Raw genomic sequence first — 13,992 nt, 5'->3', positions numbered from 1 at the left:
CTATAAGATTAATTTTTTGTTGTTCACATTGATTGTTCCCATTAATGCAAATGTGCTTAAGATTTGGGGAGACAATTTTGTAACAAGATATGAAAAACTCCACGCAGAAGGGAATGGGGGCATGGGGCTGAGGAAGAAGCTACCAATGCCCAATGCCCAATGCCCCAAGCGGCGGGGCGACTATCCTTCTATACCCACCAGGGGATGGAGTTTCCCGCCGCTTTCAATGAATGTGCGATCGCTAAATTCTGATTTACAGCATCAAAACTCTACTAATTGGCTACAAAACCACAAAAAAATGCAGATTTTGTGTATGCTCTGTGACTAAGTGCCTTAGCAATACCTTTCCAGGAGTCAACATGGAACGCGCCATCTCTGCGTTGGGAATCTTAGTTTTTATCGGTATATCTTACGCCTTCTCTATTAATCGTCGTGCGGTGCGTTGGCGTATAGTGGCATGGGGTTTGGGATTGGAGTTTGCATTTGCGCTAGTGATTCTTAAAACTCCTTGGGGTTTGACTGTGTTTAAATCTCTGGGAGATGTTGTCAGCCAATTTTTAGCATTTTCTGATGTCGGTGCAAAATTTGTCTTTGGAGAAAATTTTAAAGATCATTTCTTTGCTTTTCAAGTGCTGCCGACAATTATCTTTTTCTCTGCCTTCATCAGCGTCTTGTATTACTACGGCATTTTGCAGATGGTGGTAAAGGTGATGGCGTGGGTAATGATGAAAACGATGAAAACATCGGGTTCTGAATCTTTATCCTGTGCAGGTAACATCTTTTTGGGCCCAACAGAATCAGTGTTGATGGTTAAGCCTTATGTAGCCAATATGACGCAATCGGAACTCCATGCCGTGATGACTGGTGGTTTTGCCACAATTGCCGGTGGAGTACTAGGGGCATATCTTTCCTTTGGCATCCCAACAGAACACCTGATTGCTGCTTTCTTTATGACTGCTCCCATGTCATTGGTGGTATCAAAATTACTTTACCCAGAAACAGAAGTTTCAGAGACGCTTGGTAAAGCAAAAGTGGATGTAGAAACGAATTATGTAAATGTCATTGATGCTGCTACTACTGGAGCAATTGACGGGGTGAAGCTAGCAGTTAACGTTGGGGTGATGATTATCGCCTTTTTGGGATTATTGGCTGCTCTCAATGCACTTTTGGGATGGTTGGGATCATTTGTAGGCTTACAGCAACTCTCATTACAGTGGATTTTGTCTTTTGTTATGGCTCCCGTGGCGTGGCTAATGGGCGTACCTTGGGCTGATTGTCGGCAAGTTGGGGCATTATTAGGTACAAAGACAATTTTGAATGAGTTTATTGCTTTTTTAGATTTGAAGGCACTAATTGAGAGTGGTAAAATCTCCCAACGTGCGGTAACTATTGCGACTTATGCATTATGTAATTTTGCGAATATAGGTTCAATTGGCATTACCATTGGCGGCATTGCCGGGATTGCACCAAATCGCCAGCATGACTTAGCTCGCATGGGTGTAAGGTCAATGATTGGCGGATTGTTAGCGGGTTTTATCACCGCTTGTATTGCTGGGATGTTGATATGAAGAAGAATTCAGAATTCAGAATTCAGAATAAATTCTGTACTACTGGGTGATAGCGCAGCGGTAGTGAGTCTACGAGCGTCTGAAATATTGGTTTAAAACCGGACTTCTCTACAAGACGCTACCACGAACGTCCCCCTAGGCTAATGTCGTGAGAATAATATTTTCCGATAATTGTTGCGTAATTTCCGCGCGCTCAACGGGATTGATAATTGAACTAGTCATGAGTTGAGTTCCCCCATAAATAATTTTGGGAATAATCGCAGCTTTTCTAGAGCAATCAATGACTACATCATTGCTAACTACATTTTTTGATAATTATCCAAACTTCCCCACTAAAGATAAAGGCGTTAAGGTGTTAACTTAAGCTCCAAGTTAATAAATGTTGAGCAAAGGGCAGATTCAGGGCATTTTTCCCTTCTGCCTTCTATATTTTTTCGGTGTAATTGCGGTTCTCCATCATCTGAGTTGCGTGAAAAGCTGAGAGCGATCGCACAAATATTTTCTCAGGCGTGCAACTATTAATAGGTTGAGTAATCGATGTCTTCATCTGAAAAACCATCTTCAGGATACTCCTTCCGTACAGGCACTGTTGCAGAGTTACAAGCGCACAACTCTAAATACTCTGGTTGGATATTTCTTTTGACATCTATCTTAGGGATAGTTCTTTGTATCCGAACAGTTTTAGACATATTTGTCAAGAGATTAGAGATAAATTATAAAGCATATTTATTTGAGTATGGAAAACCGCCAAATCACTTCTTTGATTGGCAGATTATTTCTTCAGCAGTCAGCCCAAGTGATTTTTTTGTATTTTTGTATATGGGTGGTGCAGTTGCATTTGGATTTGGCATATACATACTTTCTGCATATTTAATGTCACGCAATTATGCCAATGATAAAGTTTTTTTTGTTGAATATCAAAAGCAAATTGTTGGCTGGGCATTCTTTGTAGCGAGAAAAAAATATAATATACTGTCTAACATTTATATTGCTCCTAAACATCGCTACCAAGGTGTTGGTTCACTGTTACTCTGGAATTGCCTAGAAAATGTTAGTTTACCTGTATATCTAGTTTATCTTCCTCATCTCAAATCATTTTATGAACGATTTGGGTTTGTCGCTCTTCCCAAGAAAGATAAGCCCAAAGAATTGCAGCTTTATCAACTACCTGCAATGGTATTATTGCAACCTCCAATACCCATCGGCGAACATCAATCAACAAGTTTAGCTTTACCACCTGGGATTTCTATTCGCCCCTTCCAAGATGTTAAAGAGCAATGGCAAATTTACAAAACCTTTTGGCATCGGCAAAGATTTAGAAAATCTCTACTTTATATTTTGACTGTACTTGCTTTGATGGCAAGCAGCAGTTTTGTGGTGATTAGTCTAACTTTAAGCTTTATCAAAGCCCTTTTGGGTTTAACCTGGATAGCGGAATTTGATTATTTTTTACTGGATCTACCAGTTTCGGGAATTGCGATCGCTTTGTGGTTCATCTCCCTATACTTCATTTTGAATCGCTTTATTTTTAGATGGGAAGAGTTAGTAATTGAAAAAGATAAACGCCCAATAGGTTACGTTCACTTTGGTAAGAATACGAACTGTTCGATATTATTTAACTTACATATTGAGCCACAATATCAACCACAAGAAATGACGAGGTTGTTATTAGCTCGGATTCAGCCACAAATCACCCTACCCCTGTACTGTCTAGGTTGGCGTAAAGATAAACAGTTTTATAATGGGCTAGGTTTTATTTCAGCTAATCGTCAAGAACTACCATTAGAATTTAAAATTCTTCAGTTGAGTGAGCAAGTATATTTAAAGCTGACATCTCAGGCGGCGACAAACATATCTAATCAGTTACCGGAAGCTATCGCAGCTATTAGCGCACATCAAACTATACACCCAGCAAATCCACCAGTTAAAAAGTCACGCGGGAGCAAGTGGTTTTTGATTGTCGATGTGGTGATTTTTCTGGTGATGTATATGCTTACACCACTTTGGCAAATACCACAAATTTACGCTGACTCACAGCAACAAGCTCCAAAAAAGGATATCTCGACTCATACACCAGCTATCCCAGCCTGGAAAATACCAGAACATATTGGAGTTTTAGCGATCGCACCAGATAACCAAACACTCATCAGCGGGAATTGGGAGAACAAAATTCAAGTTTGGGATATTAACAGCAAGAGTCTGCAACAAACCTTGAGCATCTTTTCTGGCAAAATTCAATCTATCGCTGTAAGTCCAGATAATCAAACTTTAGTCGTAGATACATCTACAGGCGTAATTCAAAAATGGAATTATAAAAGTATCACATTAGATAAAACCTTTTCTCCCGGACATTTAGGAGAAGTCCAAGCCTTAAATATCAGTGCTGATGCTCAAACTTTGGTTACTGGGAGTATGAACGATCCGGTTGTAAAAGTTTGGAGTTTACCTCAGGGTAAACTTCAGCAGCAAGTCAATACTCGTGGTTATGTTTTGTCTTTAGCAGTCAGCAAAGATAATCAAAATTTATATATTGGTAGCCTGGGTGGAGTCAAGATTTGGGATTTACGTCAACAAAAGTTTATCCAAAGCTGGGCGGCTCATTCTCTTGGAGTTGAGGTAATCGCCCTCAGTGCTGATGGTAAATTAATAGTCACTGGCGGGATGGATCGTCAAGAACTCAGTACAATTTGGATGGTTAAAGTTTGGGATGCTCAAAGCTTAAAACTCTTAAAAACATTGCCGGGGTATTCTAGTTCATTAAATTCATTAACTATTACTCCTGATAGTCAAACAATCATTTTTAACGATTGTTGTTCCACAAGTTTGTGGAATTGGATGAATGACAAATATATTTCTGATGTTGATGGACTTAAACATGATGCTGTGCTAAGTCCAGATGGTGCAAATCTTATCGGTGCAGCGTCTGATCGTCAAACCATTACAATTAAAAATTTAAACAGTCTGTTGCCATCCAATTCTAATCAATGAAAGGAAAACTCGGATCATGCCTGATATCTTATCATTGTGGAAGATGCTTGCTACCGTAGATAAACGCAACGACCAAAAGGCAGTAAAAATAAAAACAAAACCAAAGTGATATTAACATCTGAACTATTGTTAATTAAAAAGATGATTAACTCACTATTTGAGCTAGTAGCTAACTTTCTCCCTTTGACGTACTTGGTAGTAGATGGTCATTTTGGCAACATTTTATTAACCCAGATTTTTGCCAAGCTTACTGCTTTAGGACGTATTCATCCCGTTTCTGGTGGCGTTGAACCCTCGTAAATTGGCAGAGGTATTGATATAAAATAAGCAAACCGACAATAACTTGGCAATGCCCTACTCATCTGTAGTGTATAGTTGTTGGGCGTAAAAACGGGCATACCGTCCTTCCTGAGACAGGAGTGAGGAGTGGGTACCAGCTTCAACCACCTGTCCTTGTTCGATTACGAGAATGCAGTCAGCCCGACGAACGCTGCTCAAGCGATGGGCGATAATAAACACGGTACGGTTTTGCATCACTCGTTCCAGTGCTTCTTGAACTAGTGCTTCTGATTCAGAATCGAGGGCAGAGGTGGCCTCATCCAGGATGAGAATTCGAGGATCGTTGGCAACTGCTCTAGCGATCGCTAATCTTTGGCGTTGTCCTCCTGATAGGTTAACTCCCCGCTCTCCCACCCAGGTATGATAACCCTGAGAAAACTGGGTGATAAAGGAGTGAGCATTGGCAATCTTGGCTGCTTCTTGAATCGCTGATATATCTAATTTTTCCTGACCGTAACCGATATTTTCAGCGATCGTTCCCGAAAAAAGAGTAACATCTTGGGGAACAATGCCAATTTGATGGCGCAAGCTGGTGAGTGTGACATCACGGATATCAATATCATCAACCAGAATTTGACCTTTCTGAGGGTCATAAAAGCGAAGTAAAAGGTTAATTAACGTCGATTTACCTGCTCCAGAAGAACCAACCAAGGCAATGACATCACCAGGAGAAGCGTTCAGGCAGAGATCCTTTAGCACTGGCTGATCGGGATTGTAGGCGAAATCGACATGACGATACTCTACCTTGCCCATAACTCTTGGCATTGCCTGAGCATTGGATTTTTCGCTGATACTAGGCTCCTTCGCCATCAGTTCAAAGATGCGTTCAACGGAAGCTTCAGTCTGTTTGTACTCGTTGTAATTGCTAATCATCAGATCGATTGGCTGAATCAGTAAAGCCACAGCAGCTAAGAAACTGATAAACCCTTGAGCAGTCAGCTGATTCTGAGAAATCTGCCATCCTCCCAATAAAAACAGCAGCATAATACTAACTGCTTCCAAGAAACCAACAACGGGAAACTGAATGGATTTGAGTTGTAGAGCGCGATATTTAGCTTGGCGATTGATTTCTGCTTCTTTGTTGAATCGCTTCACCTCATATTCTTGGGCTGCAAAAGCTTGAACGACGCGAATCCCACTAAATACCTCAGTTAGCATCGCCGACAAATTGGAAACCTGATTTTGGCTCTGGCGAGATAGCACGAGTAATCGCTGACCAAATTGCCCGATCAACCAAGCCATTAAAGGAGCCAAAATCAAACCCGCAAGAGTGAGCGGCCAATTCAGGTAGAGCATGTAAATGGGAATTGCAATTAACTGCAAAAAATTGGAAAGAAACTGATGGGATAACTTGTCTACAATCTCGCCGACGCGATCAATATCTTCTGTCAGACGATAAGTCAAGTCTCCTGTCTGTGTGGTTTCAAAGTAATCTAATCCAAGTTTGTGCAGGTGAGCATAAACCCGCTTACGCAAGTTTAAAACCATGTTCAGGGCAGCAGCAATCATAAAGACATTCTGCCCGTATTGACAAAGCCCTCGAACCAAAAATACCACAGTGGCTAGTCCGAGCCAGTAGGCAATCTGGTTAACATTTCCCTGGCCAAGATAAAAAGCGACCTGACCTGCTAAATAGGGCACTGCTAGGGTGAATAACACAAATCCTAGAATACAAGCCAATCCCCGAATTAACAGCGGCCATTGGGGCCAGAGATAAGGCAACAGTTGCCAGTAACTAGAGCGGACTTTCATAGGTAAGTAAGAATTCAGGAGTTAGGAGTCAGGAGTCAGAATTCAGAATTCAGAATTCAGATGCATTACGGCGTTAGCCTACCACACCATGCTACCGAACCGTGCTGACTCCTGAATTCTGACGAAATTTCTACTCAAGTTTCTCCTAAAGAGTTTAGTAGAAAGCGGGCAATTCTCTCAGATGCGCCAGGTGGGCCAAATCGCTCAGGGCCATTTACTTTGCACTTAGCGAGGTAGTCTGAATCTTGTAAAGTTTCAACTACTCGTTTTGCTGCTTGCTTGAGAATCTCAGGGGTTGCTGGCTTAGTGCCGATAGTTTGGGCAGAAATGCCCAACAGCCGCGTTTGCGCTTCTGCAAATTGATAGGTAAATTGCGGGCCCTCTCCGGGAATCTGGATGATCGGTTTGCCGATCGCTACAGCTAAATCTACTGCCAACCCTGCCATACCAATGACGAGGGTAGAGTAATACAAAATATCACTGAAGGCATCTGAGTAACATCTCACTTCTACAAGCGGTGATTCCTCAGCAGAACTTCCTGGAGGAGAATAGGTGAGTATGCCTTGATTCAGTTCCCAACCTTGGCTTTTAGCAATGTCGTCTAATTGTTCCATCAAATTTGGTACCAAGGCGGCGCGAAACTGGAATCCTGACTCAGGCATCACCTTGGCAATTTCTACCACCAGTTGTAACTGCAAACAGAAATTTCGCGCGGCTTCCGGCATCCGCGATCCTGGTAAAAGTGCGATCGCAGGAACGTCCGGTTTCAGGTACAAGTCTTTGCCAACGGGGACGAGGCGATCTAAAGCCGGAATACCACCAAACTGAGCTTTAGCTATACCTTGCCGCTGGAGGTCAGAAGCCGTATAGGAATCTCTGGTAAAAACTGTCAGACATCGAGAAGAATTCAGATCGTGCCACAGCAGCGGATTGATACGCAATTGCCCTTCATAGATGGCAGAAAGACAAGAGATAAACGAAACGAAAGGACGCTTTGTTAAGTAAGCAAATGTCTGGGAGACAAAATCCCCAGTAGCCATAATTAAATCGCAGTTGGGAGCATACTGTAACACCGCTTGTAACTGTCGCCACGTTAACCCAATCAATCCCGATTGAAAATCTTTGAGCAAATAGAGGCGCTTCATGTAAAAGAATCCCCCAGAGGGCATCGTTTGTGTGGGCCCAATAATGGGAATGTCCAAGCTGCGGTAAGCTTTTCCTTCCCCCACAATCGGCATTGCCGCCATCTCAATAGAAGGACACAATTGGCGCAAGGTCTGAATAACATGAGAGGTGTGGTTGTCCTCTCCGTGGCCGTTACTGATAAACAAGATTCGCTTAGAAGGCATCTTGGGGTCTTGGATAGGTCTAAAATGTTTGTTTGGTGAGATTTTTAACCTACATTGGGTGAGTAGGCAAAGAGATTGATAGTATTTTTACTCTTGAGAGTTTGTAATTTTATAGACAAATCTACAAAGTTCCTTTTTCAGATGTAAACCGAAATGGAATTACTGCTAATCCCTGTTTTTGCAGACGCTAATCTATCAGAGAATACAGTATTAGGAGTACAAGCGCTATGGGTGAATTGATCTTGGCGGCAAGCTGCTCATCTTGGGAGATTTGATGCTGTCAAATTATTATTGAACGTGGGTACTAACCCAGAGCAACTGGGATGGACGGAATTCATGCACACTATTGTTTTTGAGAGCTTAGAGCGAGTAAAGTTGTTGATAGAGCAAGGAGCAGATCAAGATGTGCTTAAGCTTCCCCGGCATAAATGCGCGGGGATTTCTGAAGAGTCCATAAAAGAACTTTCTTAGGCGCACTTAAAACACCTCTACCTACTCCACTTAAGTCAAACTTAAATATCGCAGCTACTTTTCTGATTATATTGACTGCCCCGTTACAGTCTGCATTTATTTTGATTCCAGTTGAGGTTCTAAATTGACCTCTAGTAATCCGAGTCCCGCTACTTTCCCACCCATCGGGTTTTGCACCGATTGTAGGCAGAAAATCACCATCTAAAAAACTCGTCTTGCTGGTGTAGCTTTCTTCTGTTTCAATAAAATCAATACCGTGTTGTTCACATAGCTGGGCGATACGGTCTTTTAGTTTATCTGTAGGGATTTGAACAAATTTTTGGTTGTTCTTCTTGCCCATATTGGAACCGTCTTTTTGCCCCTCGTTCCATCCGAAAACAACAGCACCAATTCGATTGTCTAAGCAATAGTTGATTACAATTCTTGCAGCTTTATTTACAGCGTCTCGCATTGTACGATTACGCTTTTCTGTAATTGCCGCAAGTCGATTTGACCAAAAGCTTTGGGGTTTTCCTTCTTTTATATTGGCAACTGACTTGTTGTACCACTGATTAATGCTTTTGAGATGCAATCCGTCAACAATAAAAGATGTTCCAGTATTTGATACACAAGTCAACCAGTTGTCTAATCCGTGGTCAATTCCTAATACTTTGGTTTTATCAACATCAGCACTAATGAATGAGACTTGGTAAACGAACTCTGCATAGAATTGTCGATTTCTTGGTAAGATTCTAATCTCTCGAATAGCCTTGAAATCAAGGTTTGACGGCATTGGCAGATAAAAGGCATCTATTCCAAACCAAACCTTTGATATAGAACCCATTGGAAAACGAAGTATTCCGTCTTTGAATTTTATTGAACGTCCAGTAAAAGTAGCTAGTGCCAAACCTCCTGATTTTCGATAATTAGGTAACTTAGGTTTTTGCTTAACCGTTCCCTTTGCAATACCTTTCAGCAGTCCAATATAAGATTTAAAAGATTCAGCCACAGTAGTTAGTATTTGCTGTGCCGTATCTGAATACAAAGCTTGATAGTGCTTGTTTCGTTGAATAGTCCCTATCTGTTTATGTAAGTCTGCCTTGCTTGGAAACTTGCCAGTTTTGAAATAGATTTGACGGCTATAATAAATGCCGCAGTTTGTAAGACTATTGGCAATGGAACAGACATACTCCAGAATAGCTTTTAACTGATTATCTGGATTAATAAAGACTTGCTGACAACCATACTGGAGTGGCATTAATTGCAATATTTTATTGAATCAATTACTGTATCTGAGATAGGCTATATTTGTCAATAGCTTAGAGCATTCGACATGAACACAACATTAGAATACAGGATAAGAAATCACTCAAAAGGCAATGCAGTAGTTCACTTGGTTTGGATACCAAAGCGAAGAAAAAGGGTCTTGATAGGAGAAGTGGCTAAACGCCTTAGACAAATCATCAATGAGTTAGCATTGCAGAAAGATTGGGATGTTTTAGCGTTAGAAGTCGCTCCAGACCATGTACATTTATTTGTAGAGCATCAGCCAGATATTGCTATAAATCAGATAGTAAAAGCCTTTAAGGGGCGTTCATCTTATATGTTGCGTAAAGAGTTTCCCCAGCTATTGAAATTGCCTAGCTTATGGACTAATAGCTATTTTTACTCTACTGCTGGACAGGTTTCAGCAGACGTAATTAAAAGGTATATTGAAGATCCACATCACGGATAATATTGACGGCGAATTAATTCGCCGTTGGCACTTACTCCACTCAAATTCAATTTTTTTTTAGATACTCAGGCGGCACATGATCGACTAACCAAACACCATTAGCAGAACAATAGAAGATGTAACCCGCCTGATGCATTGCCGCAGTATTTACAGCAAAAACCACTGGTTTTCCATGTCTTGCACCAACAATCTGTGCTGTTTCTATATCCTTCGATAAATGGACATGATGCCGTGACATTTTGCAAAGTCCTGTTTGCAGAATTGACTCTACAGATTTGCGTCCCGTGCCGTGATAAAGCTCATCTGGGGGAACAACAGGTTCTAATTGTAAATCGACTTTTACACTATGTCCTTGGTTCGCACGAATAAGAGTACCTGTAGAATCAAAAGAAAAGCGTTGTTTCTCGTTGAATTCAACTACTACCTGTAATTCCTGACGGGTGAGTGGAAAATTGTTTCTAGCACAAGCACTAAGTAGTTCATCAACAGCAACCCAACCACCGGGAGCAAGTTTAATTCCAATTGCATCCGGTGTGTGTCGTAGATATTTGCTGAGATATTTGCTGATTTTGACGAGGCGAGAATCACTCATTTAATTGTGGTTGGCATACTTATACTACAAATATATACTTTTATAGTACATTAAATTTTTATTGATGGTAAATTGACAGAATTTGTCTTCCCATCATGGCTAATGCTACTCCAATCATGACAATGAGTGTCACCTTTCCACCAGGAACCAGTGGTTGATTTATGCTATCTAAATTTTCTTGTTCTTGACGTTGCTTCCAACTCATTAATGCCGGCATAATTCCACCGAGAACTGAGATACTAAATGTTCCAGTGTAATCTAAGGCAGTAAAAAAGATGCTGGGATTAAGCGTTCCGAGAGTCATAGGAGGGAAAAGAACCAGCGAATAGAGGGGGAAGCGTCTAGAAAGTCCACCTTGTGCAAGGAGAAAAATATCTTTGAACAAATCTAGCAATCCATAGACAAATCCAATAAATGATGTTGCGATCGCAAACTCTGAAAAAATGGATACTAGCACTCCTAACCATTCCCCCGCCCCACCTGCTCGGAGAATTTGCAGTGGGTCAAAAACACTTGTACCATCAGATGTGCTATGTAGCATATCGGGACTGACGCTTCCTAAAATTACGGCATTCCACGCCAAGAACATAATTAGAGGAATTACAGAACCAATAAAGATGGACTGGCGAATTTTGCCAGCATCCCCTTCGAGTTGTGTCACAACCAACGGCACAACGTTTTGAAAAAATAGCGCCACAGACATTACTGAAATGGCACTACCAAGGGCACTCCAGTCCTGAAATACTAGTTGGGTACTCTGAACGTGCCCTCCTGCCAGAAATAATAGTCCTAAGAAGGAAACAATGACAATTCCGACAAAGGCGCTGTTTAATTTCTCAATAAACTTTTCTCGCCCAAGATACATAATCCCACCAAATAAGAGCGTAAAAGTCGTTGTACCCACCCACGTCGGCAATATCTGCACACCCCAGACTTTTGCCGCCGCAGAACCTAAAATCTCTCCACCTTTGGTGACGTATGCTACCAAGAGAGCATAGTGCATGAATAAATATGCGCTGCCTGCAATTCGCGCTCCCAGCTTACCAAGGATTTTCTCAACAATTCCCAAAAAACCTATACTTGGACGCCCTTCTGTTCGCATCATGTTTAAGGTAACTTCCGCAACCAATAACCCTGAAACTAAAGCGTAGAGCCAAACAGCAATTAGTCCAGATGTAGACGGCACAATACCAGACGGCAGGGTAACGGCTGGTAGGGCGAGAATCCCAGCCCCAACGGTGGTTCCCGCAATCAATGCAGTACTTCCCAATACACTACCCGGTTGATGATTGAGTTTTTTTCCATCAAATTCGAGATGAGAAAACAACCGAGTGACTTGCTCTGAATCTTGGAGAACAGTGTTTATGGGAACCATACTGAATATCCGTACCTAAACCAAACAAACAATATTAACATGTGGAAATATTCTTCGCAAAAACCCTGCTTTTTATGGTTTTTCAGCCAAATTTTTGTGATCAATCAGCGTAGGCGTAGCCCGTCGTAGACATCGCTAATTTATTATCAACACAAATTTTGGAGTACAAATGTCACTTCTAGTACTTTATTAATTAAATAGACTACGCAGTCGGGAACATTGTCCCCATAACAAATGTGGTTTAAATAAATGAAAACTTGTCTAAGGGGAGGAAGAATCTAACGATAGTCTTCGCTCACAAAATTGAATAATTTAATTTCTGGAAGTCCCTAAATACTTTATCTATAGCTAGACTAGTACCGCAAGGCGGAATTAAAAATGAAGACAGCGTAAGGGTTTTGTTGATTGGGAATGGGTGGTTTATTTACGCCGTCCTGTACTAGATGATCGCTGGTATGAGGAGAATGTGCCAAAAGCAGATACGTGTATGACGAACATTTTTGACAGCGTATATGCTATCATGTTTACATGGCGATTAAAATTGTAGTTGATACCAGCGTTTTTATTAGTGCGCTGATTAGCTCTCAAGGTTCCAGTAGAGAACTCATTCGACGCTGTTTAAAAGGAGAATATCAGCCTTTGATGGGAAATGCTTTATTTTTGGAGTATGAGTCAGTCATTCATCGCTCAGAAATTATCGCCAAATGCCCTTTAACTACTGAAGAAATTTCTGTTTTACTTGCATCATTGATGAGCGTAAGTAAATGGGTTTATATCTATTATTTATGGCGACCTAATTTAAAAGACGAAGCTGATAATCACTTAATTGAATTAGCAGTTGCCGGAAATGCTCAAATGATTGCTACTCACAATATCAAAGATTTTCAAAATGCTGAATTGTTATTTCCTAACTTATCAATATTAAAACCTGAAGAAATTATTAGGACTTAAACAAAAATGGCAACTTTAACTATTCGTTTACCAGACGATAAGCATAATAGATTGAAAGAACTGGCTCAAGCCAAAGGTATCAGCCTCAATAAATTGATTGAAGAACTTTCTACCATAGCTCTAGCAGAATTTGATGCCCATACAAGATTTAAAGCAATGGCTGCAACTGGCAACCCAGAAGAAGGCTTAAGAATACTGGCTAAACTTGATGGTCTGACAGAATAGAGCTTGTAGGGCGATTATGCAAACACTAACCGGAGGCGATTGCCCATATCAGCCCCTTTACCAAAAATGCGTAGAAGCTTTGCTTCTTGTCGCCAGACATCGCCTGTATAAAAGTATGAATATCAAGGGTGTGATTGCCAAGTTTAAGAATTGTCCTGTGGAACTGGCGCTTTCCCAGTGGTTACATACTTTAAAATTAAAACAACATACTTTCAGGAGATTAGCTCAATGACATATATCTCCCAAAAAACCCTCACTAAAGAAGATTTTCTCTGCCAATATCAAGATAACCCCCAATATGAATTAGCAGACGGAGAAATAATTGACATGGAACCCACTGGCCCCCACGAAACGGTGAGTGGGAAAGTTGCAACCCAAATTGGCATACACCTTGTTGCAGAACAACTTCCCTGGGTTATTCCTCGTACTTGTTTAATTTACCCCTTCGCAGATGCAGCTACAGTTCGTCGTCCTGATGTTGTGGTTCTTGATGAAACCGTTCTCGACCGTGAACCCCTTTGGGAACGAGAACCCGTAATTACGCTGGGACGCTCAATTAAACTGGTGGTTGAAGTTGTTAGTACTAACCAGGGTAAGCTCATCTAATTTGGTATAAAAAATACTTGACAAATAAACAAAAACAAGCATAAACAACTGGATAAAAAATG

At 41.1% G+C, this 13,992-nt stretch carries 13 protein-coding genes and 2 pseudogenes; 9 read left to right on the top strand and 6 right to left on the bottom strand.

Features of this window, described 5'->3' with window-relative positions:
* Window positions 1–121 precede the first annotated feature (121 nt).
* Both ABF638_RS25480 and ABF638_RS25475 read left to right on the top strand, forming a co-directional pair.
* Window positions 122–328 carry a hypothetical protein gene (locus ABF638_RS25480; RefSeq protein ID WP_435025702.1) on the top strand — a complete coding sequence of 69 codons (207 nt, stop codon included), beginning with the start codon at window positions 122–124 and terminating at the stop codon, window positions 326–328.
* A gap of 31 nt (window positions 329–359) precedes the next feature.
* On the top strand, window positions 360–1,568 hold the full coding sequence (locus ABF638_RS25475; RefSeq protein WP_435025714.1) for a NupC/NupG family nucleoside CNT transporter: 1,209 nt from the start codon (window positions 360–362) through the stop codon (window positions 1,566–1,568).
* Window positions 1,569–1,992: 424 nt separating this feature from the next.
* Here ABF638_RS25475 and ABF638_RS25470 read toward each other — a convergent pair whose 3' ends face one another.
* The gene (locus ABF638_RS25470) at window positions 1,993–2,115 is read right to left on the bottom strand and encodes a hypothetical protein (protein WP_435025701.1); all 123 of its coding nucleotides are present in this window, start codon (window positions 2,113–2,115) and stop codon (window positions 1,993–1,995) included.
* Here ABF638_RS25470 and ABF638_RS25465 point away from each other — a divergent pair.
* Together ABF638_RS25465 and ABF638_RS25460 are read left to right on the top strand one after the other, a co-directional pair.
* On the top strand, window positions 2,106–4,556 hold the full coding sequence (locus ABF638_RS25465) for a GNAT family N-acetyltransferase (RefSeq protein ID WP_435025700.1): 2,451 nt from the start codon (window positions 2,106–2,108) through the stop codon (window positions 4,554–4,556). The two genes, ABF638_RS25470 and ABF638_RS25465, sit on opposite strands and share 10 nt — an antisense overlap.
* 69 nt (window positions 4,557–4,625) lie before the next feature.
* Window positions 4,626–4,775 (top strand): annotated as a pseudogene (locus tag ABF638_RS25460) (IS4 family transposase); the annotation flags it as partial.
* Between the two features lie 135 nt (window positions 4,776–4,910).
* On the opposite strand, the gene ABF638_RS25455 reads toward ABF638_RS25460, so the two are convergent.
* The 3 genes from ABF638_RS25455 to ABF638_RS25445 all read right to left on the bottom strand — a co-directional run bounded on the left by ABF638_RS25455 (window position 4,911) and on the right by ABF638_RS25445 (window position 9,704).
* Window positions 4,911–6,647: an ABC transporter ATP-binding protein gene (locus ABF638_RS25455; RefSeq protein WP_435025699.1), complete on the bottom strand. Its 1,737-nt coding sequence runs from the start codon at window positions 6,645–6,647 to the stop codon at window positions 4,911–4,913.
* Window positions 6,648–6,781: 134 nt separating this feature from the next.
* A complete protein-coding gene (locus ABF638_RS25450) occupies window positions 6,782–7,996 on the bottom strand; it encodes a lipid-A-disaccharide synthase-related protein (protein ID WP_435025698.1) in 1,215 nt (404 codons plus the stop codon).
* 409 nt (window positions 7,997–8,405) lie between these two features.
* Window positions 8,406–9,704: an RNA-guided endonuclease InsQ/TnpB family protein gene (locus tag ABF638_RS25445; protein ID WP_435025713.1), complete on the bottom strand. Its 1,299-nt coding sequence runs from the start codon at window positions 9,702–9,704 to the stop codon at window positions 8,406–8,408.
* 75 nt (window positions 9,705–9,779) lie between these two features.
* Here ABF638_RS25445 and tnpA point away from each other — a divergent pair, with 75 nt between their 5' ends.
* Window positions 9,780–10,181 carry an IS200/IS605 family transposase gene (tnpA, locus tag ABF638_RS25440; protein ID WP_435025697.1) on the top strand — a complete coding sequence of 134 codons (402 nt, stop codon included), beginning with the start codon at window positions 9,780–9,782 and terminating at the stop codon, window positions 10,179–10,181.
* Window positions 10,182–10,227: 46 nt separating this feature from the next.
* Here tnpA and ABF638_RS25435 read toward each other — a convergent pair whose 3' ends face one another.
* Together ABF638_RS25435 and ABF638_RS25430 are read right to left on the bottom strand one after the other, a co-directional pair.
* Window positions 10,228–10,773 carry an RNA 2'-phosphotransferase gene (locus tag ABF638_RS25435; RefSeq protein WP_435025696.1) on the bottom strand — a complete coding sequence of 182 codons (546 nt, stop codon included), beginning with the start codon at window positions 10,771–10,773 and terminating at the stop codon, window positions 10,228–10,230.
* A 58-nt stretch (window positions 10,774–10,831) separates the two neighbouring features.
* A complete protein-coding gene (locus ABF638_RS25430; RefSeq protein WP_435025694.1) occupies window positions 10,832–12,148 on the bottom strand; it encodes an amino acid permease in 1,317 nt (438 codons plus the stop codon).
* Window positions 12,149–12,676: 528 nt separating this feature from the next.
* Between ABF638_RS25430 and ABF638_RS25425 the strand changes: the two genes are divergently transcribed.
* The 4 genes and pseudogenes from ABF638_RS25425 to ABF638_RS25410 form a co-directional block, all read left to right on the top strand.
* Entirely contained in the window at window positions 12,677–13,099 is a 423-nt protein-coding gene (locus tag ABF638_RS25425) for a putative toxin-antitoxin system toxin component, PIN family (RefSeq protein WP_435025692.1), read from the top strand.
* 6 nt (window positions 13,100–13,105) lie between these two features.
* Complete coding sequence (locus ABF638_RS25420) at window positions 13,106–13,324, top strand: toxin-antitoxin system HicB family antitoxin (RefSeq protein WP_181929223.1); 219 nt, start codon at window positions 13,106–13,108, stop codon at window positions 13,322–13,324.
* Between the two features lie 16 nt (window positions 13,325–13,340).
* Window positions 13,341–13,556 (top strand): hypothetical protein, encoded by a 216-nt coding sequence (locus ABF638_RS25415; protein ID WP_435025691.1) that lies wholly within the window; start codon window positions 13,341–13,343, stop codon window positions 13,554–13,556.
* A pseudogene (locus ABF638_RS25410) lies at window positions 13,553–13,912 on the top strand (Uma2 family endonuclease); the annotation flags it as partial. The gene ABF638_RS25415 and the pseudogene ABF638_RS25410, both read left to right, overlap by 4 nt.
* Window positions 13,913–13,992: the final 80 nt, after the last annotated feature.

Source organism: Nostoc sp. CALU 1950 (genome assembly GCF_051172895.1).
In the GTDB taxonomy this organism is placed as follows: Bacteria; Cyanobacteriota; Cyanobacteriia; order Cyanobacteriales; family Nostocaceae; genus Nostoc; species Nostoc edaphicum_A.
This window is presented reverse-complemented; position numbering and strand designations above follow the sequence as displayed.